At 73.3% G+C, this 25,589-nt stretch carries 25 protein-coding genes, 1 pseudogene and 1 riboswitch; of the genes and pseudogenes, 9 read left to right on the top strand and 17 right to left on the bottom strand.

Annotated elements, in window-relative coordinates; translation table 11 throughout:
• Positions 1-49 precede the first annotated feature (49 nt).
• The 4 genes from ACQP2P_RS39815 to ACQP2P_RS39800 all read right to left on the bottom strand — a co-directional run bounded on the left by ACQP2P_RS39815 (position 50) and on the right by ACQP2P_RS39800 (position 6,052).
• The gene (locus ACQP2P_RS39815; RefSeq protein WP_433609959.1) at positions 50-847 is read right to left on the bottom strand and encodes an isoprenyl transferase; all 798 of its coding nucleotides are present in this window, start codon (positions 845-847) and stop codon (positions 50-52) included.
• Entirely contained in the window at positions 844-1,779 is a 936-nt protein-coding gene (gene recO / locus ACQP2P_RS39810; RefSeq protein WP_433609957.1) for a DNA repair protein RecO, read from the bottom strand. The genes ACQP2P_RS39815 and recO overlap by 4 nt, the downstream gene beginning before the upstream one ends.
• 82 nt (positions 1,780-1,861) lie before the next feature.
• Positions 1,862-2,755 (bottom strand): GTPase Era, encoded by an 894-nt coding sequence (era, locus tag ACQP2P_RS39805; RefSeq protein ID WP_433609955.1) that lies wholly within the window; start codon positions 2,753-2,755, stop codon positions 1,862-1,864.
• Between the two features lie 15 nt (positions 2,756-2,770).
• A complete protein-coding gene (locus ACQP2P_RS39800; RefSeq protein ID WP_433609953.1) occupies positions 2,771-6,052 on the bottom strand; it encodes an FtsK/SpoIIIE domain-containing protein in 3,282 nt (1,093 codons plus the stop codon).
• A 199-nt stretch (positions 6,053-6,251) separates the two neighbouring features.
• On the opposite strand from ACQP2P_RS39800, the gene ACQP2P_RS39795 reads away from it, so the two are divergent.
• Positions 6,252-6,968 (top strand): HAD family hydrolase, encoded by a 717-nt coding sequence (locus tag ACQP2P_RS39795; protein ID WP_433609951.1) that lies wholly within the window; start codon positions 6,252-6,254, stop codon positions 6,966-6,968.
• A gap of 42 nt (positions 6,969-7,010) precedes the next feature.
• Here ACQP2P_RS39795 and ACQP2P_RS39790 read toward each other — a convergent pair whose 3' ends face one another.
• The 6 genes from ACQP2P_RS39790 to ACQP2P_RS39765 form a co-directional block, all read right to left on the bottom strand.
• Entirely contained in the window at positions 7,011-7,898 is an 888-nt protein-coding gene (locus ACQP2P_RS39790; RefSeq protein WP_433609949.1) for an aminotransferase class IV, read from the bottom strand.
• A gap of 96 nt (positions 7,899-7,994) precedes the next feature.
• Positions 7,995-8,381: a hypothetical protein gene (locus ACQP2P_RS39785; RefSeq protein ID WP_433609947.1), complete on the bottom strand. Its 387-nt coding sequence runs from the start codon at positions 8,379-8,381 to the stop codon at positions 7,995-7,997.
• Positions 8,378-10,105, bottom strand: a complete 1,728-nt coding sequence (locus ACQP2P_RS39780; RefSeq protein WP_433609945.1) for a PHP domain-containing protein — start codon at positions 10,103-10,105, stop codon at positions 8,378-8,380. Before ACQP2P_RS39780 ends, ACQP2P_RS39785 begins: the two co-directional genes overlap by 4 nt.
• A gap of 78 nt (positions 10,106-10,183) precedes the next feature.
• Positions 10,184-10,939, bottom strand: coding sequence for an energy-coupling factor transporter transmembrane component T family protein (locus tag ACQP2P_RS39775; protein ID WP_433609943.1), 756 nt, complete (start codon positions 10,937-10,939; stop codon positions 10,184-10,186).
• Between the two features lie 26 nt (positions 10,940-10,965).
• Positions 10,966-12,294 (bottom strand): ABC transporter ATP-binding protein, encoded by a 1,329-nt coding sequence (locus ACQP2P_RS39770; protein ID WP_433609941.1) that lies wholly within the window; start codon positions 12,292-12,294, stop codon positions 10,966-10,968.
• 3 nt (positions 12,295-12,297) lie between these two features.
• Positions 12,298-12,867, bottom strand: a complete 570-nt coding sequence (locus ACQP2P_RS39765; RefSeq protein WP_433609939.1) for an ECF transporter S component — start codon at positions 12,865-12,867, stop codon at positions 12,298-12,300.
• A gap of 78 nt (positions 12,868-12,945) precedes the next feature.
• A riboswitch (TPP riboswitch) is annotated at positions 12,946-13,060 on the bottom strand.
• 52 nt (positions 13,061-13,112) lie between these two features.
• Between ACQP2P_RS39765 and ACQP2P_RS39760 the strand changes: the two genes are divergently transcribed.
• Positions 13,113-13,937, top strand: coding sequence for an alpha/beta fold hydrolase (locus ACQP2P_RS39760; protein ID WP_433609937.1), 825 nt, complete (start codon positions 13,113-13,115; stop codon positions 13,935-13,937).
• A 38-nt stretch (positions 13,938-13,975) separates the two neighbouring features.
• Positions 13,976-15,880, top strand: coding sequence for an acyl-CoA dehydrogenase family protein (locus ACQP2P_RS39755; RefSeq protein WP_433609935.1), 1,905 nt, complete (start codon positions 13,976-13,978; stop codon positions 15,878-15,880).
• 64 nt (positions 15,881-15,944) lie between these two features.
• Here the strand turns inward: ACQP2P_RS39755 and ACQP2P_RS39750 are convergent, their stop codons facing one another.
• From ACQP2P_RS39750 to ACQP2P_RS39725, 6 genes and pseudogenes are all read right to left on the bottom strand, one after another.
• Positions 15,945-16,541 (bottom strand): hypothetical protein, encoded by a 597-nt coding sequence (locus tag ACQP2P_RS39750; protein ID WP_433609933.1) that lies wholly within the window; start codon positions 16,539-16,541, stop codon positions 15,945-15,947.
• 27 nt (positions 16,542-16,568) lie between these two features.
• Entirely contained in the window at positions 16,569-17,342 is a 774-nt protein-coding gene (locus ACQP2P_RS39745; RefSeq protein WP_433609931.1) for a hypothetical protein, read from the bottom strand.
• Complete coding sequence (locus ACQP2P_RS39740; RefSeq protein WP_433619461.1) at positions 17,326-17,577, bottom strand: ArsR/SmtB family transcription factor; 252 nt, start codon at positions 17,575-17,577, stop codon at positions 17,326-17,328. Before ACQP2P_RS39740 ends, ACQP2P_RS39745 begins: the two co-directional genes overlap by 17 nt.
• An 82-nt stretch (positions 17,578-17,659) precedes the next feature.
• Positions 17,660-18,532: a metal ABC transporter permease gene (locus ACQP2P_RS39735; RefSeq protein ID WP_433609929.1), complete on the bottom strand. Its 873-nt coding sequence runs from the start codon at positions 18,530-18,532 to the stop codon at positions 17,660-17,662.
• Between the two features lie 200 nt (positions 18,533-18,732).
• Positions 18,733-19,428 (bottom strand): annotated as a pseudogene (locus tag ACQP2P_RS39730) (metal ABC transporter ATP-binding protein); the annotation flags it as partial.
• 32 nt (positions 19,429-19,460) lie between these two features.
• Positions 19,461-19,709 carry a DUF6703 family protein gene (locus ACQP2P_RS39725; protein ID WP_433609927.1) on the bottom strand — a complete coding sequence of 83 codons (249 nt, stop codon included), beginning with the start codon at positions 19,707-19,709 and terminating at the stop codon, positions 19,461-19,463.
• A gap of 33 nt (positions 19,710-19,742) precedes the next feature.
• Here ACQP2P_RS39725 and ACQP2P_RS39720 point away from each other — a divergent pair, with 33 nt between their 5' ends.
• The 6 genes from ACQP2P_RS39720 to ACQP2P_RS39695 all read left to right on the top strand — a co-directional run bounded on the left by ACQP2P_RS39720 (position 19,743) and on the right by ACQP2P_RS39695 (position 24,777).
• Positions 19,743-20,063, top strand: coding sequence for an antibiotic biosynthesis monooxygenase family protein (locus ACQP2P_RS39720; protein WP_433609925.1), 321 nt, complete (start codon positions 19,743-19,745; stop codon positions 20,061-20,063).
• Between the two features lie 41 nt (positions 20,064-20,104).
• Positions 20,105-20,629, top strand: coding sequence for an Rv0361 family membrane protein (locus ACQP2P_RS39715; protein ID WP_433609923.1), 525 nt, complete (start codon positions 20,105-20,107; stop codon positions 20,627-20,629).
• Between the two features lie 173 nt (positions 20,630-20,802).
• On the top strand, positions 20,803-22,185 hold the full coding sequence (locus ACQP2P_RS39710; RefSeq protein WP_350620761.1) for a glycine--tRNA ligase: 1,383 nt from the start codon (positions 20,803-20,805) through the stop codon (positions 22,183-22,185).
• A gap of 151 nt (positions 22,186-22,336) precedes the next feature.
• On the top strand, positions 22,337-23,344 hold the full coding sequence (locus tag ACQP2P_RS39705) for a permease (protein ID WP_433609921.1): 1,008 nt from the start codon (positions 22,337-22,339) through the stop codon (positions 23,342-23,344).
• On the top strand, positions 23,341-24,063 hold the full coding sequence (locus tag ACQP2P_RS39700) for a TIGR03943 family putative permease subunit (RefSeq protein WP_433609919.1): 723 nt from the start codon (positions 23,341-23,343) through the stop codon (positions 24,061-24,063). The genes ACQP2P_RS39705 and ACQP2P_RS39700 overlap by 4 nt, the downstream gene beginning before the upstream one ends.
• Complete coding sequence (locus tag ACQP2P_RS39695) at positions 24,064-24,777, top strand: histidine phosphatase family protein (protein WP_433609917.1); 714 nt, start codon at positions 24,064-24,066, stop codon at positions 24,775-24,777.
• Here the strand turns inward: ACQP2P_RS39695 and ACQP2P_RS39690 are convergent.
• A complete protein-coding gene (locus ACQP2P_RS39690) occupies positions 24,753-25,508 on the bottom strand; it encodes a potassium channel family protein (RefSeq protein ID WP_433609915.1) in 756 nt (251 codons plus the stop codon). The genes ACQP2P_RS39695 and ACQP2P_RS39690 overlap by 25 nt on opposite strands.
• Positions 25,509-25,589 lie beyond the last annotated feature (81 nt).

Here is a 25,589-nt window from a genome sequence, read left to right as displayed (position 1 = left end):
GGCGCGCCGGCGCCGGACATTTCGCGAGCGACGAGGTCGCGGGAGCGGCTCAGGTCGTCAGGGTCGGGGCTACCGGGTTCGGGATGGCGCCTCCGAAGCGGCGGTCGCGCTTCGCGTACACCTCGCAGGCGTACCAGAGGTGGCGGCGATCGAAGTCGGGCCACAGGGCGTCGACCGAGACGAACTCGGCGTACGCGGCCTGCCAGATCATGAAGTTCGACGTGCGCATCTCGCCCGAGCTGCGGATCATCAGGTCCACGTCCGGCAGGTCGGGCTCGTCCAGGTAGCGGGCGAACGTCTTCTCCGTGATGCGGTCGGCCTTCAGGCGCCCCGCCTTCACGTCCGCCGCGATGCGGGCCGCGGCGTCGGCGACCTCGGCGCGGCCGCCGTAGTTGACGCACATGGTGAACGTGAGCAGGTCGTTGTGGCGGGTGAGCTGCTCGGCGTACTCGAGCTCGCTGATCACCGAGCGCCACAGCCGCGGGCGGCGGCCGGCCCAGCGCACGCGGATGCCCATCTCGTGGAACTCGTCGCGGCGGCGGTGGATGACGTCGCGGTTGAAGTTCATGAGGAAGCGGACCTCGTCCGGGGAGCGCTTCCAGTTCTCGGTCGAGAAGGCGTACGCGCTGACGTACTTGACGCCGAGCTCCAGCGCGCCCTCGATCACGTCGAAGAGGGCGGCCTCGCCGGCGGTGTGGCCCGCGGTGCGGGCCAGGCCGCGCTCCTTGGCCCAGCGGCCGTTGCCGTCCATGATGATCGCCACGTGCTGCGGCACGGCCTCCTTCGGCAGCGCCGGCGGGCGGGCACCGGTGGGGTGCACGGACGGCGGGCGGAAGTTCCTGCTCACGGACGTTCCTTTCCAGCGTGACCAAGGGGTCCGGCCGAGCCGTCCAGCGGCTCCGCCGGGGCGAGCGATCCGGGCCCGTCGAGGGGTCCGGCTGGGGCGAGCGATCCGGCCGGCCCGTCGAGCGGCCCGGCCGGGGCGATGCGTCCGGCCGGCGGCGGGGGAAGCCGGGGGCGCTCCTCGCGATCGACCAGGGGTAGAGAGCGCAGGGAGCGTTCCAGGTGCCATTGCAGGTGCGCCGCCACCAGGCCGCTCGCCTCGCGCTGGTGGACCGGGGACGCGTTGTCCGCGACCGTCCAGTCGCCCTCGACCAGCGCCGTCATCAGGTCGACCGTCGCCGGGGCGGGGTGGGCCGCGCCCGGCGGGCGGCAGTCCGGGCAGACCGCGCCGCCCGCCGCGATCGAGAAGCCGCGGTGCGGGCCGGGCGTGCCGCAGACCGCGCACTCGCGCAGCGCGGGGGCCCAGCCGGCCGAGCTCATGGCCCGCAGCAGGTACGCGTCCAGCACGAGGCTGCACGCGTGCTCGGCCACGGCCAGGGCACGCAGGGCGCCGAGGGTCAGCTGGAACAGCCGCAGTGCCGGCTCCTGCTCGACGGGCGTGAGGCGCTCGGCGGTCTCGGCGATCGCGCTGGCCACCGTGTACCGCGAATAGTCGTCCAGGAACCGCCGCCCGAACAGGTCGACGCCCTCCACCTGGCTGATCACGTCGAGGGTTCGCCCCTCCAGCAGCTGGACGTCCACGTGCCCGAACGGCTCCAGCCGCCCCCCGAACTTCGAGGTGGTGCGGCGCACGCCCTTCGCGACGGCCCGGATGCGGCCGTGGTGCCGCGTGAACAGCGTGATGATGCGGTCCGACTCGCCCAGCTTCTGCACCCGCAGCACCACGGCGTCGTCGCGATAGAGCTTTCCCCGGAACCCCGAGCCGCCCCCGGACATCAGCGGCGCCCCTCGGGCACCGCCGCGCCGCCCGCCACCCGCGGTGCGGGGCCGGGCGCGACGCGGGCAGAGCACGCAGCCATCAGAAGCCCAGGCGGCGCAGCTGCTTCGGGTCGCGCTGCCAGTCCTTGGCCACGCGCACGTGCAGGTCGAGGTAGACCCGGCCGCCGATCAGGTCCTCGATCTCCCGCCGGGCGCGGGTGCCGACCTCCTTGAGGCGGCTCGCCCGGTGGCCGATGACGATCGCCTTCTGGCTGGAGCGCTCTACGTAGATGTCGGCGAAGATGCGGGTCAGGCCGTCCTCCGGCACGACCTCCTCGACGAGCACGGCGATCGAGTGCGGCAGCTCGTCGCGGACCCCGTCCAGGGCCGCCTCGCGGATGAGCTCGGCCATGAGGACCTGCTCGGGCTCGTCGGTGAGCATGCCGTCCGGGTACAGCTGGGGCGAGCGGGGCAGGTGCGAGATCATCACGTCGACCAGGGTCCCGACCTGCTCGCCGGAGACGGCGCTCACCGGGACGATGTCGGCGAACGCGCCGAGCTCCTGCACGGCCAGCAGGCGCTTGGCCAGCGTCGCGCGGTCCACCAGGTCGGTCTTCGTCACGACCGCGACGAGGGTCGCCTTGAGCTCGGCGATCTCGCCGCTGATGAACCGGTCGCCGCGGCCGATCTCCTCGTCCGCGGGCAGGCACAGGCCGATCACGTCCACCTCGCTCCAGGTGGAGCGCACGAGGTCGTTGAGGCGCTCGCCGAGCAGCGTGCGCGGGCGGTGCAGCCCGGGCGTGTCCACGAGCACGAGCTGGGAGTCGGGCCGGTGGACCACGCCGCGCACGGTGTGCCGGGTGGTCTGGGGCTTCGGCGACGTGATCGCGATCTTCTGACCGACGATGGCGTTGGTCAGCGTCGACTTGCCGGCGTTGGGACGGCCGACGAAGCAGGCGAAGCCCGCACGGTACTCACCAGGATTGTGCTGCACGATGCTTCAGCGTACTCAGACCTCCAGCTGCAACTGGCGGGGGCGTTGTGCAGGAGTTGTGGTTTTCGCGGCCCCACGGGTTTTCGCCCCGGCGTGCGCGGCCGGGGCCGGGGTGACGACGTCACCCGAACGGGCGGCCGGCCCCGCCGTGGCGATCTGCAGCTCCACGGTGCTCTCCACGACGCCGCGGCCCGCCGAGCGCAGCACGATCCGGCCCGGCATCAGCCGGGACAGGGACGTCGGGACGGCGCTGCGCTGCTCGGTCGCGAGCAGCAGATGCACGCCGACCGCCTTGCCGCCCGCCGCGACCGCCGTCAGCGCCTCGTTCAGCAGCGGGTCGTGGCCGTCGACGAGGACGAGAACGCGGGCGCCGTCCGGCTCGGCCAGCGCGGCCCGCTCGGCCACGAGGCCGCGGATCCTGTCCAGCACCTTCGCGGCCGCCGGGGCGTCGGTGCCGTCGACGCGGTACACCCGCAGCGCCGAGGCGTCGTAGCGCCGGGCGAACGCGGCCGCCACCGTGTCCAGCAGCGTCGTCTTGCCCGCCCCCGCCGGGCCGAAGACCAGCAGGTGGCCGAGCTCGTCGAGGTCCAGCGGCCAGACCTGCACCGCCTGGGCGTTGGGCAGGTCCACCATCCCGATCGGGGCGGCGAAGGCGTCGCGGCCGGTCTCGGGCGGCTCCGGCAGCGCGTCGAGGTCGTAGGTGGCCTCCAGCGGGGCGTGCCAGGCCTTGGGCTGGTCGGGCACCCGCGCCTCCCGGTGCGCCGCGCAGATGGCCGCGACCAGGCGCCGCAGGTCGGTGACCTCGCCGTCGTCGGCCGGCGCGGGCGGGGGGACCGAGGCGACCGGCTCCTCGAGGTCGGGCACCGGGGTGTGCAGGCCGGACTCGAAGCGCCACTCGGTGACCAGGGTCGGGCCGGCCGAGCGGTCGGCGGGGGAGCGGGCCCCGCCGTACGCGATCTGCACCGCGTCCGGGTCCGACGTCACCGTGCGCACGAACGCGCGGCCGGGCAGCAGCGGGGAGAGGTGGGCGGCGTCGGGGCGCTCCAGCACCTCCAGGCTGTCCTGCTCCTCCTCGACGCGCAGCGCGATGCGCAGCGGCGCCTCGGCGCGCAGGTCGTCGTCGACGGCGCCGTGCGGATACGCCGTGGACAGCAGCAGGTGTACTCCGGCCGAGCGCCCGCGCCGCGCCAGCTCCCGCAGCCCGGTGACGAACTCGGGCGGCGCGGTCGTGAACTCGGCGACGACGATGAGCAGGTTGGCCGGGGCCGCGGCCGGGTGTCTGCGCTCCATCTCGACGATGTCCTTGACCCCGTGCCGGCGCAGCACCCCCTCCCGCCGGCGCACCTCGGCGCCGAGCGAGACCAGGATCCGCCGGGCCATGTAGCCGTCGTCCCCGGTGAACAGCCCGACGGTGTGCGGCAGCTCGGTGCACTCGGCGAACGTGGTGCCGGCGGCGTCCACGAGCACGAAGGTGAGCCGGTTGGCCGGGTAGGTCGCGGCCAGCGCGGCCAGGTAGGAGCGCAGCAGCCAGGCCCGGCCCGAGCCCGGCGCGCCCACGATGATGCCGTTGGGGCCGTCGCGGCGCAGGTCGACCACGAGCGGGCCGGTGCCGCCGAAGCCGATGGGGGCGGCCAGGCCGCGGTCGCGGGTGGAGGGCACCCAGCGCTTCACGATCGCGCTCGGGGCCGGCTCCCCGCCGAGGCCGAGGACCTCGCCGAGCGGCGCGATCCGCGGCGCCGCGCCGCCGGCCGCGTCCCGGTTGGCGGCCAGGGCGTGCGCGACCCGGTCGGCGACCGCCGCGCCGATCCCGTCGCCCTCCAGCGCCACCACGCCGGCCGGCAGCGCGCGGGCGCTCCCGGCCGCCGTGAGCAGGCTGATCCCGCCCCGGGGGCCGTCCTCGACCAGGCGGGCGAGGGCCTCGGGCGGCACGGAATCGGCGTCCGGAAGCACCACCACCACGTGCGGGACGAACTGCTCGGCGATCGCGTGCCGGCCCAGCCGCCGCTGCCGCAGCAGCGCCTCGACCAGGGCGAGCACCCGCCGGCGGTCCTCCTCCTGGGCCGCGACCGTGCGGGCGCCGGGCGCGAAGGCCGCGGTCAGCGTGCGGGTGTGCGGCAGCCAGCCGGTCCAGCGCCAGTGCTCGGCCTCCTCGGGGGTGGCGAGCACGACGAGGGCCAGGTCGTTCGGGCCGGCGAGGGTGGCCAGCTGCACCACCCAGGAGCGCAGCACCGCCCGGCGGGTCTCCTCGTCGCCGTGCGCGCCGAGGGCCCCCAGGGTGCGCAGGTCGGCCTCCACGGGGACGTCGGGGTCGATCGCGTACCGCTGCCGCAGCTCGCCGATCCGTTCGGTGTGCGCGGGGTCGAAGTCCCCGGTGGTCGGCGCCTGCTCGAAGCGCAGCCGGCTCGGCTGGTCGGCGGTGGCGATCCGCAGCGTGAGGAAGTCCCGGTCGTCGGGGCGGCGGGCCGGCTTCTCCTGCCGGTCGGCGGCCCGGGCCAGGTGGGCCACGCTGGGCGCCTCGGCCCGGCGCGCCTGCACGACGGCCCGGTGCTTGATGGCCGCGTCCGCCTCGGCCCGGTCCATGGCGGCCTCGAACTCGGCGGCGGGATCGGCGGCCCGGCGGCGCAGCGTCAGACGACGACGCTTCGGCGGCTGCGGTACGACCGGCAGCCACACGGCGGGCGGGGGCCCCTTGGGCGCGGGCGCCTCCGCGGGGACCTCCTCGACCGTGACGAGCGTGGCCCCGAGCCGCAGCAGCTGCCCGGCGGTCAGCGTCGCCGTCCCGGTCAGCGGCTCCCCGTCCAGCCGGGTGCCGCCCGGCGAGCGTAGGTCCGTGGCCGCCACCTCGTGGCTGCCGATGCCCAGGTGCAGGTGGCGCCGCCCGGCCGTCGGGTCGGTGAGCACGAGGTCGCTCGCCGGGTCGGTGCCGAGGACGAACTCGCCCGGCGGCAGCGGCACCCAGATCCCGGCGTCCGGGCCGGCCAGGACCAGCAGCTCGAAGCGGTGCTCCTCGGCCCGCTGCGGCCGCTCGGGGCGCTGCTCGGGCGGGGCCAGCAGGACCATGTCACCGCAGCGCAGCCCCTGGTCGCCGAGCGGGCGGTTCGGGTCGAGGCGGCGGCCGGTGCGCGCGAGCCACGCCCACGTGGTCTGCTGCGGCCGCTCGGCCGGGTCGAGCAGGCCCAGCAGCGCGGCGATCAGGTCGGCCACCGCGCCACCCGGGTCGGCCCGCAGCCGGACCGTGCGGTCCAGCGTCGCGCCCGAGTCGCGCCGCGCCACTCGCACGTCGATCAGCAGGTCCATCGACCGGCCCCTTTCTCCCGCGCAGCATGGTTCGTCGTCGGTCTCCAAGAAAGCCTGGTGGCGGGGCGGGCGCTCGGTAAGGCTCCGTCCTCGACAGTAAGCGCCGCGACGCCGAGTGGATCGCATCGACGCGCGCCAGGATTTCGTGCTATTCGCGTGTAAAACGGGCGGAACGGCACGTGGGTTACCCTCGTGCACCATGACGGTGCGAGTCGCGATGTGGTCAGGCCCGCGCAACATCTCCACGGCGATGATGCGCAGCTTCGGCGCGCGGCCCGACGCCGTGGTCGTCGACGAGCCGCTGTACGCGCACTATCTGGCCGAGACCGGGCTCGACCATCCGGGCCGGGAGGAGATCCTGGGCTCCCAGCCCCGGCGCTGGCCGGACGCGGTCGCCGGGCTGCTCGCGCCGGTGGACGCCGCGGTGTTCTACCAGAAGCACATGACCCACCACCTGCTGCCGATGATCGGGCGGGACTGGCTGGCCGAGGTGAGCAACGCGTTCCTGATCCGCGACCCGGCCCACGTGGTCGCGTCCTACGCCAAGGTGCGGGGGGAGCCGACGCTCGAGGACCTCGGGTACCCGCAGCAGGTCGAGATCTTCCGGGCGTACGGCGGGCCGGTGCTCGACGCCGCCGACGTGCTGCGCGACCCGGCCGGCACGCTGGGCGCCCTGTGCGCGGCGCTCGGCCTGGCCTGGGACCCGGCGATGCTGGCCTGGCCGGCCGGGCGGCGCGACACGGACGGGGTGTGGGCGCCGTACTGGTACGCCGCCGTCGAACGCTCCACCGGCTTCGCGCCCTACGACCCGCGGCCCGCCGAGGTCCCCGCCCACCTGGAGCCGCTCGTGGCGCGGGCCCGGCCGCTCTACGAGGAGCTGGCGGCGGCGGCGCTGCGGGCAGACCGGACGCGGTGAGGCCGGCCTCGAGGCAGGACACGACCGGCGAGCGCCTCGAACTCAGAGGGCGACGGCATTGGCGCGGGCGTGGGCGCGGTACAGCTCGGCGATCTGCCGCGTCACCGGGCCGACCTTGCCGTCGCCGACGGGGCGGCCGTCGATGGCGACCACGCCGGCGATCTCGCCCATGGTGCCGGTGCAGAACACCTCGTCGGCGGTATACATCTCCACCTGGGCCAGGTCCCGCTCCCGCACCGGCAGCGGCGCGATGCGCAGGACGGTGTCGCGGGTGATGCCCTCCGGGCAGGCGACCGCGCGCGGGGTCAGCAGCTCGCCGCCGGCGACCGCGAACAGGTGGGTGGCGTTGGTCTCGGCGACGAAGCCGCGCGCGTCGAGCATCATCGCGTCGTCGGCCCCGGCCACGTTCGCCTCGAGCTTGGCGAGGATCGAGTTGAGCAGGTTGTTGTGGTGGATGCGCGGGTCGAGCACGTCCGGGGAAGGCCGGCGGACGCTGCTCGTGACGAGGGTGAGGCCGCCGGTGTCGTACACCGGGGCCTTGAACTCGGCGAGCACGATCAGCGTGCAGCCGGAGCGGTTGAGGCGCGGGTCCATGCCGCTGGTGACCTTCACGCCGCGGGTCAGGGTGAGCCGGACGTGCACCCCGTCGCGCATGTCGTTGGCGGCCAGGGTCTCGCGCAGGGCCGCGATGATCTCGGCGTCGGCGGGGACGCCCTCGAAGCCGAGCGAGACCGCCGAGCGCCGCAGCCGCGCCAGGTGCTCGTGCAGGCCGTAGATGCCGCCGTCGTACAGCCGCAGCCCCTCCCACACCGCGTCGCCGCCCTGCACGACGGAGTCGAACGGGGAGACGCCCGGCTCGTCCCGGTGCCGGAGCGTGCCGTTGACCCAGTACTTGAGCTCGGCGTTGCGTTCGTCGTACCGCTGCAGCATCTTCAGTCCTTCGCGATGTCCCCGAGGGCGTTGCGCACGGCCCCGAGACTAGCCGGGGCCCGCTGGAATCCCAGCGGGCCCCGGCAAAACCTCGGTTCAGTGGTCCGCGCAGCAGGGGCGGTTGTTCGGCGGCTCGAAGGGCACCAGCACGCCGTTGCGGGCGAACTGGGTGACCAGCGTGAGCGCGCCGTCGCGCCAGACCGGCCGCACGAAGTCGCGCGTGTCGACCAGCATCTGCGGCACCGCCGCCATGCCGCCCAGGATCACGACCTTCTCGATCGCCGAGCCGTCGAGGATCGCCGACACCGCGATGGTGCCCTTGAGCCCTTCGTGGCCCTCGAACACCACCTGGCGAGCACCCTCAGGGGGCTGCTCGGCCTCGGCGCCGACGAGGACCTCCCCGCCGGAGAAGTACGTGAACGCGGGGCGGCCGGCCGCCAGGATGTGATGGTCGGCCGCCTGGACGTCGGGGAACCGCATCACCGGGGGAGGACCCAGATCGGGTTCGCGTAGAACCAGAGGTCCTTCCACGGGTCGGCGTCGCCGAGCACGTCGATCGCCGGGCCGGCCGGGTCGATCGCCGCGCCCAGGTAGCCGGGGGCGGTGCGGTTGCCGTCGGTGCCGCGCACGCGCACGTAGAACGGCTGGTCGGCCACGCCCAGGTCGTAGGTGAACGACACGGTGCCCTTGGCCGGGGTCACCTCGAAGGACTTGACGACCTTGGTGTCGGGGGCCTTGAACGTGTCCCGGTCGGACACGGCGCCCTTGACGGCACCGCGGATGACGTCGACGCGGGCCAGCTTGGGCACGAAGTTCGCCCAGTTCGCCTTGGCGGCCAGCGCGACCTTGATGACCAGCTCGGCGCGCTGGCCGCGGCGCAGCTGCAGCGAGCCGCCCAGGGTGGTGCCGACCGGCGAGCCCTTGACGCGCACCTGCACGTCGAGGCCGTCGATCAGGTGGCCGTGGTCGACCCACACGCGACCGGCGCGCAGGCCGGCCATGACCGCCGCGTAGCTGAAGTTGCTCGAGCCGACGTGGGTGCGGCTGTAGTAGCCGGGCCAGAAGTCACCGGGGGTGAGGTTGGCCGGCTGGCCGTACACCGGGTCGAAGTGGTAGCCGTTGGTGGCGAAGTCCGTGTTGTCGGGGCGCTTCGCCGTCTCCTCGTAGACGACGTGCGAGTCCGAGTTCGCGGTGATCCACCACGCCTTGCCCTCGGCCAGGAGGCTGTCCCAGAGGCCGCCGACGGTGGAGGTCATCCAGTCGAAGCCGCCCCAGGTGCGGTAGCTCTCCGGCGGGTAGCCGGCGAACGAGTTCGCGTTGGGGGCGTTCTCGTAGAAGCCGCGGCCCGCGCCGCCGCCGAGCGGCTTGGCGATGCCGGCGGCCTGGTGGCCGGGGGCGCCCTCGAAGCCGATCGCGATCTGCGGGTTGGCGTCGCGCCAGCCGCGGATCTCGTGCGGCGAGTCGATGCCGTTGCGGGCCGGGTGGTTGGCCAGGAACAGCGCGTCCTGGACCCGCCGCTTGGCGACCTGGTCGCCGAGGAACTTGATGCCGGCGATCGCGAGGGCCTCGGTGACGTTGGCCGGGTTGACCGAGCCCTGCACCGAGCCGTCGAAGGTGCCCTCGAACTCCTTGAGGACCGCGACCTCGTTGGCGCCCGGGTGCACGAAGACCGTGCCGTGCTCGGCGGCCGGGATGTTCCACTCCAGGCCCTGGAAGACCAGCATGTCCTTGTAGTCGTCGCGGGCCCCGCGGATGAGCGGGTTGACCTTGTCGACGCCGATCTTCGAGTGCTGGACGGTGCCGTGGTCGGTGATGACCATCCAGTCCAGGCCGAACGCGGAGGCGTGCCGCACGTGGTCGTCGACCCGGTACATGCCGTCGCTGGAGAACTGGGTGTGGATGTGGTGGTCGCCCGCCAGCCACGTGAGGTTGTTGTTCGACGGGCGGCTGTGGCCGTGGCGGTCCCAGCCGTCGAAGTCGTGGCTGTGCTCGTCGCCGTGCGCGTGCGCGACGCCGGCGTTCGCCAGCGCGCCGCCCGCGGCGGCCGCCGCGCCGAGCAGACCCGCGCGGCGAAGGAACCCGCGGCGGGAGACGTCGCCGGGCGAGAGCTCGCTGTCCGGGATCGACGCGTCGAGCACCGCGGGGACGTCGCCGGCTGCCTGCGGCAGGTCCTCGTGGTGATGGTGGTGGCCGTGACCGTGGCCCATGAACGCTCCTCAGCTGGAATCCGGTGGTTCTCACCGCCGACCCTCGATGCCGTGGGCGAACAACAGGTAGCGATATGCCTATGTGCGTGCGAACTTCAGCGTGACCACCGCTAGCGCGAGGGCCAGGCCGAGGGCCACTACCAGGGCATCCATCCACCCGAATCGGGTATCCCGGGCGATCGTGCGCGGCTCGCCCCGGTCGAATCCGCGGGCCTCCATGGCGGTCGCCAGCCGGATGCCGCGCCGGATGGCCGCGACGAGCAGGCCGAAGAGCGTGGAGAAGGGCCCGGCCTTGGTACCGCGGGCGCGCCGCGCGAGCCGGATCAGCCGGTACTCCCCGGCGAGCAGCGGCGCCAGGCGAAGCGCGGCCAGGGCGCCGATCGCGAACCGGGGCGGGACCCGCAGGTGCGCGACGAGCGAGTCGGCGAGGTCGGTCGGGTCGATGGTCGCGAACACCACGAAGCCCGGCAGCCCGACGGCGAGCAGCCGCAGGGCGTAGCCGACCGCGTTCTCGCGCACGTCGAGCCCGGCGACGTGCGCGACGACCGGCGAGTCCTGGGCTCCCAGCAGCACCGTGAAGCCGAAGATGCCGGCCGCGGAGACCAGGATCGGCCAGCCCCGCCGCCACAGCGTGCCCAGGCCGAGTCCAGTGAACGGCAGCAGCACCAGCAGCGCGCCGATGACGGTCAGCGAGGCGACCGGGTCCAGGGTCGTGACGACGGCCGCGGTCACCAGCAGCGCGGCGAGCAGCTTGGCCACCGCGTCGCGCCGCCCGAGCCACGTCCCGTGCACCGGCGCGGGTCCGGTCGTCGGCGAGGATGCGGTCGTCGGCAAAGGTCCGGTCGTCGGCGAAGGCCCGGTCATCGGCGCAGCTCCAGCCGCCGGTCGCCGATCGCGGCCACGAGCTGCGGGTCGTGGGTGACCAGCACCAGCGCCCGGCCCTCGTCGCGCAGGTCGGCCAGCAGGGTCACCAGCTCCCGCCAGGTGCGCAGGTCCTGCCCGAACGTCGGCTCGTCCAGGACCAGCACCCGGGGCGCGGCGGCGAGCGCGGTCGCGACGCTGAGCCGGCGCTGTTCGCCGCCGGAGAGCGTGAAGGGGTTGGCGAGGGCCAGGCGGTCGAGGTACAGCCGCTGCAGCAGGCGATCGACCGTCGCCTCGGACGCGCCCCCGAGGGCCAGCTCGGCGCGGACGGTGTCGGTGACGAACTGGTGCTCGGGGTTCTGGAACACCGAGCCGATCCGCGTGGCCAGGCTCCGCGCCCGCCAGCGGTGCGGCGGGCGGCCCGCGTCCCGCCCGGCCAGCGCGGCCGAGGCCGTCACCCGCCCGCCCCGCGGCTTCGTCAGGCCGCCGAGCAGCAGCGCGAGGGTCGTCTTGCCGGCGCCGTTGGGGCCCTCGACCGCGAGGGCCTGCCCCGCGCGCACCTCCTCGTCGACGATCGCGGCGGTGTGCGGCAGGGCCAGGCGCTCGGCGGTGAGCAGCGCCTCGCCCGGGGCGGTGGCGGCCGGGCGGACCGGCAGCGGGGCGCCGGGGCTCCAGACCGCGTCGGGGTCGTCGCCGATCACGATCGTCCGGTCGACCAGGGGGAGGGCCTCGTCGACCCGGTGCTCGACCAGCACCAGGGTCGCGTCGAGGTCCTGGATGACCTTGGCGATGGCGGTACGGACGAGCTGCGCCCCCTCCGGATCGAGGTTCGCGGTCGGCTCGTCGAGCAGCAGCAGCCCGGGCCGCAGCGCGATCACGCCGGCGATGGCCAGCCGCTGCTGCTCGCCGCCGGAGAGCGCGGCGGTGCTGCGGGAGCGGTCGTACGGGAAGCCGACGGCGCTCAGCGCGGCGTCGACCCGCGGCCAGATCCCGGCCCGGGGCACGCCGCGGTTCTCCAGGCCGAAGGCGACGTCGTCGCCGGCCCGGCTCATCACGAGCTGGGTCTGCGGGTCCTGGAACACGATCCCCGTCGTGTTGCGCTGCCGGCGCGCGTCGCGGCCGTCGACCAGGACCTCGCCCTCCTGCTCGCCGGAGTCCTCGGCGAGCAGGCCGGCGAGGGCGGCGAGCAGCGTGGACTTGCCGGCCCCGGAGGCGCCGAGCAGCAGGACCCGCTCGCCGTGCTCGATGCGCAGGTCGAGGTGGCGGACCGCCCAGGCCTTGCGCCCGGCGTGCCGCCACCCGAACCCGCGGAATTCGACGGTGCTCAACGCTTAGACGGCAACCCGCTCCCGGCCGGACGGGAAGCGGTCCAGCACGCCCGTGCGCGACAGCGCCCGCTGCAGGGCCCAGCTGCCGCCGCCGGCGACGATCGCGCCGCTGGCCACGACGAGCGCCGCGTAGGTCCACTTCTGGCCGGCCGTGAACGTGTCGCCGTAGTAGACGCTCAGGTCGAACAGCGCGGCGCCCACGCCGGAGAGGGCGCCCGCGACCAGGGCGTTGACGAGTTTGTACCCGCGGTAGCCGGTCGCGGCGAAGCCGAACTCGCCGCCGATGCCCTGCACCAGGCCGGACACCACGACCGTGAGCCCCCACGCCGAGCCGAACAGCGCGGAGACGATCGCGGCGACGAGCTCGGTGTAGAGGCCGGCGCCGGGCTTGCGGATGACCAGCGGCCCGAGGACCGCGGGGACGAGCCACACGCCGTAGATCACCGCGCGCCAGGGCAGCGCGAAGCTCTCCAGGGCGTTCCACAGGTTGTTCCAGGCGTAGAACACCCCGGCGAAGGCCACGGCGATGATGGACGCGACGACGATGTCGACGGTCCGCCAACGGGTCTGCATGGTTGAACCTCCCAGTTCGTGCGAACCAGAAGGAGACGCGACGTCACGCCGGCCCTTGGACGGGCCGACGTGACGGCTGGCGTGAGGTGACCGAGCTCCCTGCGCTGGCATTACCCAGATCAGGTTCGAGGGTCTGCGACGCCGTCGGACGGCCGTCGCACTCTCAGCGCTGTGCGCTCCCCTGTCGGATGTGCAGTTGTTTCCCGACGGTAACAGTGATCGCCGCCGACTCGTAGTCTCTGGTCATGAAAATCACGGCGCGATCGCTCACGTTCGACGTGTTCGACGGCGGCCCTCCCGGCGGGGACCCGGTGCTGCTGCTGCACGGCTTCCCGCAGCACAGCGGCGAGTGGGCGGCGGTCACCCCGCTGCTGCACGCCGCGGGCCTGCGCACCTACGCCCTCGACCAGCGGGGCACCTCGCCGGGCGCCCGTCCGGCGACGGTCGAGGCCTACCGGATCACCGAGTGCGCGCTGGACGTCGTGGCGGTCCTCGACGCGCTGGAGATTCCGGCGGTACACCTGGTGGGGCACGACTGGGGAGCGATCTGCGCCTGGCACGTGGCGCTGCGGCACACCGACCGGGTGCGCACGCTCACGGCGGTTTCGGTGCCGCACCCGCACGCGTCGGCCTACGCCTACGCGCACGACCCGGACCAGCGGGAGCGCTCGGCGTACATCAAGCTCTTCCGGCAGCCGGGCAAGGCCGAGGAGGTGCTGCTGGCCGACTCCGCCCGACGGCTGCGCGGGCTGTTCGCGCCGCTGGAGGACGTCGAGGGGTACGTGCGGCCGCTGCTCGAGCCGGGGGCGCTGACGGCGGCGCTGAACTGGTACCGGGCGATGGGCTCGCGCGACCTCGTCGGGCTGGGGCCCTCGACGGTGCCGACGACGTACGTGTGGAGCGACGGGGACGTGGCGATCGGCCCGGCGGCGGCGCGCGCCTGTGCCGAGCACGTCGCGGCCGACTACCGGTTCGTGCCGCTGGCCGGGGTCAGCCACTGGATCCCCGACGAGGCGCCCGCCGCCGTCGCGGCCGCGATCGTTGGCATAGCCGACGCTACCCGCGGGTAATAACCTGGATGTTCGGGAGCGTCTACCTGGGGGTGTCCATGGTTGCGACGTCGGTGCGCGCGGAACGGGAGGCGCGCAAGGTCATCGAGGAGAACCGCGAGACCGAATGGCGCAAGCCGAGCTTCGGCAAGGAGCTGTTCCTCGGCCGGCTGCGCCTGGATCTCATCGACCCACTGCCGGAGCTCGATCCGGCCGCCGAGGCGCGCGGCGCCGAGTTCCGCGCCAAGCTCGCCGCCTACCTGAGCGCGGAGGTGGACGGCCAGCAGATCGAGCGCGACGCCCACATCCCGGACGAGGTGCTGCGCTCGCTCGGGGAACTGGGCGCCTTCGGGATGAAGATCGACGAGCGGTACGGCGGGCTGGGCCTGACCAATCTCGACTACTGCCGCGCGCTCATGCTCGTCGGCTCGGTCAACCCGTCCATCGGCGCGCTGCTGTCGGCGCACCAGTCGATCGGCGTGCCGCAGCCGCTCAAGCTGGTCGGCAACGACGAGCAGAAGCAGCGCTTCCTGCCCCGCCTGGCCGCCGGGGAGGTGTCCGCGTTCCTGCTCACCGAGCCGGAGGTCGGTTCGTTCCCGGCCGGGCTGCGCACCGCCGCGGTGCCCACCGAGGACGGCGACTACCTGCTCAACGGCGTCAAGCTGTGGGCCACCAACGGCACCCTGGCCACCCTGTTCGTGGTCATGGCGCTGGTGCCCAGGAGCGAGGGGCACAAGGGCGGGATCACCGCGTTCGTGGTCGAGGGCGACGCGCCCGGCGTGACCATCGAGCGGCGCAACGCGTTCATGGGCCTGCGCGGGCTGGAGAACAGCGTCACCCGCTTCCACGACGTGCGCGTGCCCAAGGAGAACGTCATCGGCGGCGAGGGCCAGGGCCTGCGCATCGCGCTGAGCACGCTCAACACCGGCCGGCTGTCGCTGCCGGCGATGTGCGTCGGGGCCGGCAAGTGGTGCCTCGGCGTGGCCCGCGAGTGGGCCGCGGAGCGGGTGCAGATGGGCCGGCCGATCGGCACGTACGAGGCGATCGCCAAGAAGATCGCGTTCATCGCCGGCTCCACCTACGGGATGGAGGCCATGATCGAGGTCTCCTGCCGCCTCGCCGACGACAACCGCAACGACATCCGCATCGAGGCCGCGCTGGTCAAGCTGTACGCCTCGGAGCTGGCCTGGAAGGTCGCCGACGAGCTCGTGCAGATCCGGGGCGGCCGCGGCTACGAGACCGCCGACTCCCTCGCCGCGCGCGGCGAGCGGGCCATCCCGGTCGAGCAGATCCTGCGCGACCTGCGCATCAACCGGATCTTCGAGGGCTCGACGGAGATCATGCACCTGGCCATCGCCCGGGAGGCCGTCGACGCGCACCTCTCGGTCGCGGGCGACATCATCGACCCCGACGCGGGCCTGGGCCGCAAGGCGAAGGCGGCGGGGAAGGCCGGCGGCTTCTACGCCAGGTGGCTGCCGACCCTGGTCGCGGGCAAGGGCCAGTTGCCGGGCGGCTTCGCCGAGTTCGGCGCCCTGGCCCCGCACCTGCGCTACGTCGAGCGGGCCTCGCGCCGGCTGGCCCGCGAGACCTTCTACGCGATGGCGCGCTGGCAGGGCAAGCTCGAGCACAAGCAGGGCTTCCTCGGCCGCGTGGTCGACATCGGGGCCGAGCTGTTCGCGATGTCCGCCGCGTGCGTGAAGGCGCGCACGGAGCTCGCCGAGCGCCCCGAGGGCCTGGAGCTGGCGGACCTGTTCTGCCGGCAGGCCACGCTGCGGGCCGAGGCGCTGTTCGCCGAGCTGTGGACCAACGCCGACTCGGTGGAGGTCTCGGCGGCCAAGCGGGTGCTGGCCGGGCGGTACCTCTCGCTCGAGGAGGGCATCGTGCCGGCCACCACCGACGGTCCCAGCACCGCGGACTGGTCGCCGGGCCCCTCCACGGCCGAGGACGTGCGGCGGCGCTTCTGACGGTTCGACTCGCGGGGCCCCGGTCCGATCGCCGGGGCCCCTTTCCCTGCGCCCGGGCCGGCGTTCAGCGCAGGCCGAGGGAGCGCAGCTCGAGCTCGGCCAGGGCCTCCACCGTCTCCGGGTCGCCGCGGCGCCACCGGGCGGCCACCTCGGGGTCGACCTTGATCAGGCGCTTGAGCGGCTGCGTCGCCAGCGCGCGCAGGGCCAGCAGGTCCCGGCCCGCCGTCACCGTGCGCAGCCTCGCGGCCGACGCCGCCCGCCGCGCCCAGCGCACGCGCAGCGGCAGCCAGACGCCGACGACGAGCAGCACCGGCACCAGCACGACGACCACGGACAGGATCCAGGCCAGGTCGTTGACGATCTCCTGCTGCTCCTTGCCGGCGTTGGCCAGCGAGGTCGCGGCGTTCGCGGCGTTGCGGAACGGGGTCGCGATCGAGTCGCCGACGCCGGGCACCTTGTCGATCTTGTCGCCCGCCGAGCTGAGGTTCGAGGCCAGCCCGTTGCCGGCGCCCTCGAGCTTCTGGCCGGGCACGGCGAGCTTCTGGACGAGGTCGAACAGGCTCATCCCGAGCCGGATCCAGGCGTACACCCACACGACGACGAGCGCGTCGGTCAGGAACTGCCGCAAGGCGACGGGGGCGCGGTCGGCATAGAGCTTCATGGCTCCCAGCGTCGCCTACGCCGCGGGTTATTGCAGTGTCTGGTAGAGGGAATCCGGCGCCTGCTCGACCGTGGCGGAGTCCGGGCGCTCGATCTTGATCGTCCCGCTGCCGAAGTTCGCGAACTTCGCCGTGGTGCTCGACGCGGGCGCGGTGCCGAGCGGCGGGGTGTGCGTGACGAGCTGCGTGACGTAGCCGTTCGCGTCGACCGTGGCCTCGAACGGCACGCTCTTGAGCGCCTCGGTCGCGCCGGCGCCGGCCGCGACCGGGGTCTTGCTCTTGTCCAGGGTGCCGCTGAACGCGCCCGGCCCCGTCCGGGTCACGGTGACGATCTCGCCGGGGAGGGCGCCCAGGCCGGTCGGGCTGCCGGTGGCGTCGAGCCCGAGCTTGGACAGCGACTTGACCTTGGTGACGTCCAGATGCGCCCAGCGGTCGGTGGTGATCCCGGTGACCTGCAGGTACAGGTCGGGGCTGACCAGGACCGCCGAAATGTCGATCTTCCGGTCGGGGGTGAGCAGCTCGGCCTTGTAGGCGGTCGCCTGCTTGGCGGGGTCGGACGCGCCGTCGCCCTGCATCTGCCCGAGCGTGCCGAGGTCCGAGTCGATCGTGAACGACAGCGCGACGCTGTTCGTCTTCGCGACGGCCGCCTTGAACACGGACGCGGGATCGGTCGCCACGGGCGCGGCGCTGCTCGTGGCCGGGGCACCGGACGAGGACGAGGGTTTCGCGCCATCGGAACAGCCGGTCACGGCCAGCGCCGCCACCAGGACCGCCGCCGCGAGGCGCTCAGCCCTCGCGCGCATGGCTGACGGCGTCGGCGACGATGTGCGCGATGTGTTCATCGATCAGAGCGTAGGCGATCTCGCGACCGCGCCGGGAGCCGCGCACGACGCCGGCGCCGCGCAGGACGCGCAGGTGCTGCGACACGAGCGGCTGCGGGGCGCCGAGGGTCTCGACCAGCTCGTGGACGCAGCGCGGCCCGCCGGCGAGCTCGGTCACGATGCGGATGCGCAGCGGCGCGGAGAGGGCCTTGAGCAGTTCGCCGGCGGCCTCGAAGCCGTCGTTCGGGTGCTGATGCGGGTGCTGGTGCTGGTGCTGGTGCGGGTGCCGGTCCGGCGGCTCAGGCGACGGCACTGGGCTCGACCTCCTCCGCCTCGGCGGAGCTGCTGCGATGGCGGGCGCGGCGGGCCGCCCGCAGCGCGGAGACGGCGACGGTCACGGCGAAGAAGCCGGCGATGGCGAGCAGGACGACCGTGGCGCCCGGCCCGGTGTCGATCGCCGTGGACAGCCACACGCCCAGGCCCGACACGAGCAGGCCGATGCCGATCGCGGTCAGCATCGTGGCGCGGAAGCCGCGGGTGATCTGCTGGGCCGTCGCCACCGGGACGACCATGAGCGCGCTGACCAGCAGCAGGCCGACGGCGCGCATGGCCACCGTGACGGTGACGGCCGTGGTGATGGCGAGGATCAGGTTCAGGGTGCGCACCGGCAGGCCGGACACGCGGGCGTACTCCTCGTCGTGGCACACCGCGAACAGCCAGGGCCGCAGCAGGATCGCCACCGCCAGCACGGCGACGCCCAGGATCAGCATGACCGTCAGGTCCTGGCGGTTCGTGGTGAGGGGGCTGCCGAAGAGGTACGTCACCAGACTCCGGCTGCTCTGCTCGTCCGACAGGTTCACGAGGACCACGCCGCCGGAGATGCCGCCGTAGAACAGCATGGACAGGGCGATGTCGCCCGAGGTGCGGCCGCGCTCGCGGACCAGCTCGATGACCACGGCGCCGGCCGCGGCGGCCAGGACCGCCATGATCACGGGGGAGCGGTGCAGCAGCAGGCCGAGGCCGACGCCCGTGAGCGCGACGTGACCGAGGCCGTCGCCGATCAGGGAGAGGCGCCGCTGCACCAGGTAGGTGCCGATCGCGGGCGCGGACGCGCCGGTGATGAGCGCGCCGAGCAGGGCGCGGATCATGAAGTCGTAGGCGAAGATGCTCACGCCGGCCCCGCTCAGGCCGCGGCGACGTTCGGGCGCACGTGCCCGTCGGCCGCGGTGTGGACGCCGGCCGCGACGTGGATGTCGGCCGTGGTGTGGACGCCGGCTGCGACGTGGACGTCGGCCGTGGTGTGGACGTGGCCGTCGGGCGCCGGGTGGGCGTGCACGTGCGGGTCGGCGGCGGCGCGGTGGCCGGCGTCGGCGTGGGGGTGCACGTGGTCGTTGTCGGTCTCCGGCGGGGCGCCGTCGTGCACGATCTCGCCGCGGCTCACCACGACCGCGCGGGTGATCAGGGGGCGCAGCGGGCCCAGCTCGTGCGCGACGAAGACGACCGTGCCGCCCTGGGTCACGAAGCGGCGCAGGCAGCCGGCGAACAGCTCCTGGCTCACCGCGTCCACGCCGGCCGTCGGCTCGTCCAGCACCAGCAGCTCCGGGCCGCCGGCCAGGGCGCGGGCGATGAGCACCCGCTGCTGCTGGCCGCCGGAGAGCACGGAGACCGGCTCGCGGACGCGGTCGGCCAGGCCGACCGCGTCGAGGGCCTCGGCGACGGCGCGCCGGTCGGCCGGGGACGCGGGGCGCAGGAAGCCGCGGCGGGCCAGCCGGCCCTCGGCCACCACCTCGCCGACGGTCGCGGGCACGCCCGAGCCGGCGCCGACGCGCTGGGGCACGTAGCCGATGCGGTGCCAGCCGCGGAAGCGCCGCAGCGGGGTGCCGAAGAGCCGCACCTCGCCGCCGGCCAGCGGGGCCAGCCCCATCGAGGCCTTCACGAGGGTGGACTTGCCCGAGCCGTTGGCGCCGAGGACGGCGACCACCTCGCCCGCGCGCACCGAGAGCGAGACCCCGTCGAGGACGGGCCGGCCATCGTAGGCGACGACCGCCCGTTCGACCTGGAGAACCACCCTTCGAGCCTGCCCGATAATGGGAATCGTTGTCAACTTGCCTTGTACGCCGCGGCGGCCAGGAGCAGTGCGAGGATGATCACGCGGGGGAACCGCATCTGGGGCGGGGTGACGGCCCACGTCTTCGTGAGCAGCCAGATCAGGGCGGCGGCGAACACCAGCAGCACCGCCGAGCCCACGATTCCCGGCAGCAGCAGCCCGAGGAAGACCAGCACCGCGGCGGCCAGGAACGCCACGGTCTTGTTCATCCGGTGCAGGCGGACGAGCACACGCTCGGTCATGGGGCCAGACGTCCTTTCCGTATGCTCGGCGGCATGCTCGTGATGACCAGGTTCGTCGTCGAGGGGGACGACGGCTTCGCCGGCCGTGCTCACACCGCGCTCGCCGCCCTCGCGGCCTGCCCAGGGTATCTTCGCGGCCGCCTCGGACGCGCGTTCGACGACCCGGCCCACTGGAGCATCGTCACCGAGTGGGCGTCGGTCGGGGCGTACCGCCGCGCGCTGTCGAACTTCGACGTCAAGATGTACGCCACGCCGCTGCTGGCCCAGGCCCTCGACGAGCCCTCCGCGTTCGAGGTGCTGGCCGAGGCCGCGCCGGGCGGCGAGCTGACCGTGACCACCAGTGACCGCGCCTGAGCGCAAGCGCTCGCCCGGCGCCCTTGGATAGGCTGAACGCCATGATGCCGCCGCAGGCCGGCCCGCCTCCCCTCTGGGAGCGGGCCGACGAGGTCCCGCCCCCGCCGCGCGGGCCGGGCGTGGCCGCGCCGTTCGCCGCGCCGCCGCGCGACCGCGACCTGCGCGGACTGTGGTGGGGACTGGGCATCGGCGGGCTGGTGCTCGTGCTGTGCTGCGTCGGCGGGGTCGTCGGCATCACGCTCCTGCTGCCCTACGCCGACTCGATCGGCAAGGGCCAGGTCGCCGCCGTGGTCGAGGACTACCTCACCGCCGTGCGGGACCAGGACTACGCCACCGCCCGCCGCCAGCTGTGCGCCGAGCAGCAGCGCACCCACTCGGTCGGCTGGTTCTCCGACCACTTCGGCGCCACGCCGGTCACCGACTTCAAGGTCAACGCGGACGACGTCACGATCAGCGACACGATCACCGTCCCGGCCCAGGTGCGCGAGCGCACGACCTGGGTCGATCACGAGTACACGATGGAGCAGGCCGGCACCCGCTACGTGATCTGCGGGGGCATCGACTAGACCGACCGCGGCGCGGAGCCGCCCGGCGCGCCCGTTAATCTGGTGCGGCTCGCCGCGGCGTAACCGTACCGTCGATGGTGACGTTTGACGGTTTGCCCGGGTAACGACCCAAGTCCGGACACCACACGACCAGCCTTGCCGACAGCCAGTCGCCGTGAGGCGTAGGAGGAACCATGGCCGCAGATCGCATCGATTCCGTCGTCAGCCTCGCGAAGCGCCGCGGCTTTGTCTTCCCGTCGAGCGAGATCTACGGAGGCACGCGCTCGGCCTGGGACTACGGCCCGCTCGGCGTGGAGCTCAAGGACAACGTCCGCCGGCAGTGGTGGCGCACGATGGTCCAGCAGCGCGACGACATCGTCGGCCTCGACTCCGCCGTGATCCTGGCCCGCGACGTCTGGGTCGCCTCCGGCCACGTCGACGCGTTCGTCGACCCGCTGACCGAGTGCGCCTCGTGCCACAAGCGCTTCCGGGCCGACCACCTCGAGGAGGCCTGGGTCGAGAAGAACGGCACCGAGAAGCCGTTCGTGCTCGGCGAGATCAACTGCCCGAACTGCGGCAACAAGGGCACCTTCAGCGAGCCGCGGATGTTCAACGGCCTCATGAAGACCTACCTGGGCGCCGTGGAGAACGACGAGGGCCTGCACTACCTGCGCCCCGAGACCGCGCAGGGCATCTTCGTCAACTTCAACAACGTGGCCGGTGCGGCGCGCAAGAAGCCGCCGTTCGGCATCGCGCAGATCGGCAAGAGCTTCCGCAACGAGATCACCCCGGGCAACTTCATCTTCCGCACGCGCGAGTTCGAGCAGATGGAGATGGAGTTCTTCGTCGAGCCGGGCAGCGACGAGCAGTGGCACGAGTACTGGCTGCAGGAGCGCTGGAACTGGTACATCGGCCTGGGCATCTCCGAGGCGAACCTGCGCTTCTACGAGCACCCGAAGGAGAAGCTCTCGCACTACTCGAAGCGCACGGTCGACATCGAGTACCGCTTCCGCTTCGGTGGCCAGGAGTTCTCCGAGCTCGAGGGCATCGCGAACCGCACGGACTTCGACCTCACCACGCACTCCAAGCACTCCGGCGTCGACCTGTCCTACTTCGACCAGGAGAAGAAGGAGCGGTGGGTGCCCTACGTCATCGAGCCCGCCGCCGGCCTCACCCGCGCCGTGCTGGCGTTCCTGCTCGAGGCCTACGACGAGGACGAGGCGCCGAACACCAGCGGCTCCGTCGACAAGCGCACGGTCATGCGCTTCGACAAGCGGCTCGCCCCGGTGAAGGCGGCCGTGCTCCCGCTGTCGCGCAACGCCGACCTCTCGCCCAAGGCCCGCGACCTCGCCGCCCAGCTGCGCAAGCGCTGGACGGTGGACTTCGACGACGCCCAGGGCATCGGCCGGCGGTACCGCCGCCAGGACGAGATCGGCACCCCGTACTGCCTGACGGTGGACTTCGACACGCTCAACGACAACGCGGTCACCGTGCGCGACCGCGACACGATGAGCCAGGAGCGGGTGTCGATCGACCAGGTCGAGTCGTACCTGATCGAGCGTCTCCCCGGCTGCTAGTCCGCCAGTCCGCTAGTCCGCGCTGGAAGGCGAACCCACCGGGCCGGTCGTTGCTTGTCGGCGACCAGCCCGGTGTCCGGGAGTTCACGCTGCGAAGTGTTCGTCGGCGCTTCATGCCGGCGGTACCGATCGACGGGGTAGCCTCCTGGTCGTGACGGTGACCGACGAGCACGTACCCCCCGCGGAGGCCGAGGCGCCCCCACGCAAGCGCCGGCGGCCCGGGTCCGTCGAGGTGCTCGCGGTCCTGCTCGTGCTCGTGGTGCTGCTGCGCGGCCCGATCACCCGCTCGCTGGCCACGCCGGCCCTGCAGACCTGGATGACGGTGTTCGTCTCGGTGCTCACCCAGGCGATCCCGTTCCTCGTCTTCGGCGTCGTGCTCTCCGCGATCATCGCCGTGTTCATCCCGCCGTCGTTCTTCGCCAAGGCGCTGCCGTCGCACCCGGCCCTGGCGGTGCCGACAGCGTCCGTGGCCGGCGTCGTGCTGCCCGGCTGCGAGTGCGCGTCGGTGCCCGTGGCCGGCGCGCTCGTGCAGCGCGGCGTCACCCCGGCCGCCGCGTTCGCGTTCCTGCTCGCCTCGCCGGCCGTCAACCCGGTCGTGCTGATCTCCACCGCGGTCGCCTTCCCGGGCCAGCCGCAGATGGTGGTGGGCCGGGCGGTGGCCAGTCTCGTGGTCGCCTGCCTCATGGGCTGGCTGTGGCAGGCGTTCGGCAAGGGCAGCTGGCTGCGGATGCCGTCGCGGGCGCACCTGGACGGCATGGCCAAGTGGCCGGCGTTCTGGGCCTCGGTGCGCCACGACGTGCTGCACGCCGGCGGGTTCCTCGTCATCGGGGCCGCGTCCGCGGCCGTCATCGCCGTCGTGGTGCCCAAGACCTGGCTGGAGCACGTCGCGTCCAACCCGGTCCTGGCGATCGTCGTGATGGGGCTGCTCGCCGTCCTGCTGTCGATCTGCTCGGAGGCCGACGCGTTCGTGGCCGCGTCGCTGACCCAGTTCTCGCTCACCGCCCGGCTGGCGTTCCTGGTCGTCGGGCCGATGATCGACCTGAAGCTCTTCGCGATGCAGGCGGGCATCTTCGGCCGCCGGTTCGCGCTGCGCTTCGCGCCCGCCACGTTCGTCATGGCGATCCTCGTCTCCGCGATCCTGGGACCGGTGCTGTTGTGAACAAGCAGGCGCAGGCCGTCATCCTGCTGCTCGTCGGCGGGGCGGTGCTGCGGGCGTCGCTGTCGGGGCAATACCTCAACTACGTCAAGGCGGGCCTGCAGCCGTATCTCATCGCCGCCGGCGCGATCCTGGTGGTCGCGGGGGCCTTCACGCTGTGGTACGAGCTGTGGGGCTCGAAGGCGGCGGCCGCCGGGCACGACGACGACGGGCACGGGCACGCCCACGGCGGGCCCAGAGTGGCGTGGCTGCTGCTCGCGCCGGTGCTGGGGCTGCTGCTGTTCGCGCCGCCCGCGCTCGGCTCCTACGCGGCGGGGCGCTCCGGCTCGGCGGTGACCGCCCGCTCGGAGTACGCGCCGCTGCCCGCCGGCGACCCGCTGAGCCTCACGATGCTCGACTATGCCTCGCGGGCCGTGTTCGACAAGGGCGCCTCGCTCGGCGAGCGCCGCATCCAGCTCACCGGCTTCGTGATGCGCGGGCCGCAGGACCAGTGGCTGCTGGCCCGGATGATGGTCAGCTGCTGCGCGGCCGACGCCCGGCCGGTCAAGGTCGCGCTCGACGGCGAGCTGCCCGACGGGCTGCAGGACCAGCAGTGGGTGCGCGTCACCGGCCGATACAGCGGGCGCGAGGTCACCGACAACGTCAACGGCGAGGCGATCCCGTTCATCTCGGTGTCGGATGTCATCTTGATCGCGGTGCCGCAGGAGCAGTACGAGTCGTAGATGGACTCTTCCCGACCCGCCCTCCTGGTGCTCGTCCGCCACGCCGAGTCGGCGCGCAACCTGGCCAAGAAGGGCAGTGTGTACTTCGCCGACGACGCCGCCCGCCAGGTGGTCCGCGGTGTGCCGGACCATCTCATCGACCTGACCGCCGACGGGCACAAGCAGGCCGAGCAGACCGGGCACGCCGTCCGGGACCGGTTCGGCTCCTTCGACTACGTGTTCACCAGCGGGTACGCCCGGACCGACCAGACCGCCGAGGGCGTGCTGAGCGCCTATCCCGCCGCGGAACGGGCCCGGATGCGGGTCAAGACCGACCTGTTCATCCGCGAGCGGGACCCCGGATTCGCCTACGACATGACGACCGCCGAGGCCGAGGCGGCGTTCCCGTGGCTGAACGAGTACTGGCAGACGTTCGGCGGGTTCATGGCCCGCCCGCCCGGCGGGGAGAGCCTCGCCGACGTCGTCGGGCGCGTGCACACGTTCCTCAACGCGCTGTTCCGCGACCACGCCGGCCAGAAGATCATGATCGTGACGCACGGCGGGACGCTGCGCTGCTTCCGGTTCCTGCTCGAGGGCTGGACCTACGCGCAGGCGCAGCGGTGGCCGTCCGGGCAGTCCCCGGCCAACTGCGGCATCACGACCTACCAGGACACCGGCGAGCGGCTCGAGCTGCTCGACTACAACCAGGTCTACTGGACGGTCGGCTCCGCCTGAGCCCGTCGCAGCTGCGCGACCTCCTCGCGCAGGGCCCGCACCTCGGCGAGGACCTGCGCGATGTCGCTCTTGGTGGCGTCCTGGGCGTCCTCGTCCCGCACCGAGATCCGGTCGACGATCCACGTGGCCAGCGAGCCCGTCACGAAGCCGATGAGCCCGATCCCGCCCATCATGAGCCCGATCGCGACGAGCCGGCCGTCCGTCGTGACCGGGAAGTGGTCGCCGTACCCGACCGTCGTGATCGTCACGCACGCCCACCACAGGGCCTCGCCGTAGCTGGTGATGTTCGCGTCCGCGTTGGCGCGCTCGGCGTCGAGCACGGCCAGCGCGCCGACGAAGATCAGCAGGATGCTCGTGGCGCCGACGTACAGGGCCAGGCGCCCGCGGGCCCAGGCTTCCGTGCGCCGGGTCAGCACCAGGACGGCCGTGAACAGCCGCAGCACCCGCAGGGGGCGAAGGACCGGCAGCAGCAGTACCGCCAGATCGAACAGATGCCCGCGAACGAACCGCACCCGCTGGACGTGCAGCAGGAACCTGATCGCGTAGTCGGCGACGAACACGGCCCAGATGACGAGGTTCGCCGTCTCGCAGGCGCCGTGCCAGCCCCGGGGCAGGCCGGGGCGCAGGATCGGCACCGCGTACGCCACCAGGAACACCACGGCCAGCGCGGTGAGCGGCCCGGCGGTGCGCCGTTCCCAGGCGTCGGCGCGCCGGTCACTGCGGATGTTCATGGGCTCAGCATGCACCCTCGCGATGGTCGTGGTGACGAGAAATTTTCGCGTGGGGGCCGCGTCGCGGCCCGGGCCGGATGG

The sequence above is a fragment of the Dactylosporangium sp. CA-139114 genome, assembly GCF_050955725.1.
GTDB lineage: Bacteria > Actinomycetota > Actinomycetes > Mycobacteriales > Micromonosporaceae > Dactylosporangium.
This window is presented reverse-complemented; position numbering and strand designations above follow the sequence as displayed.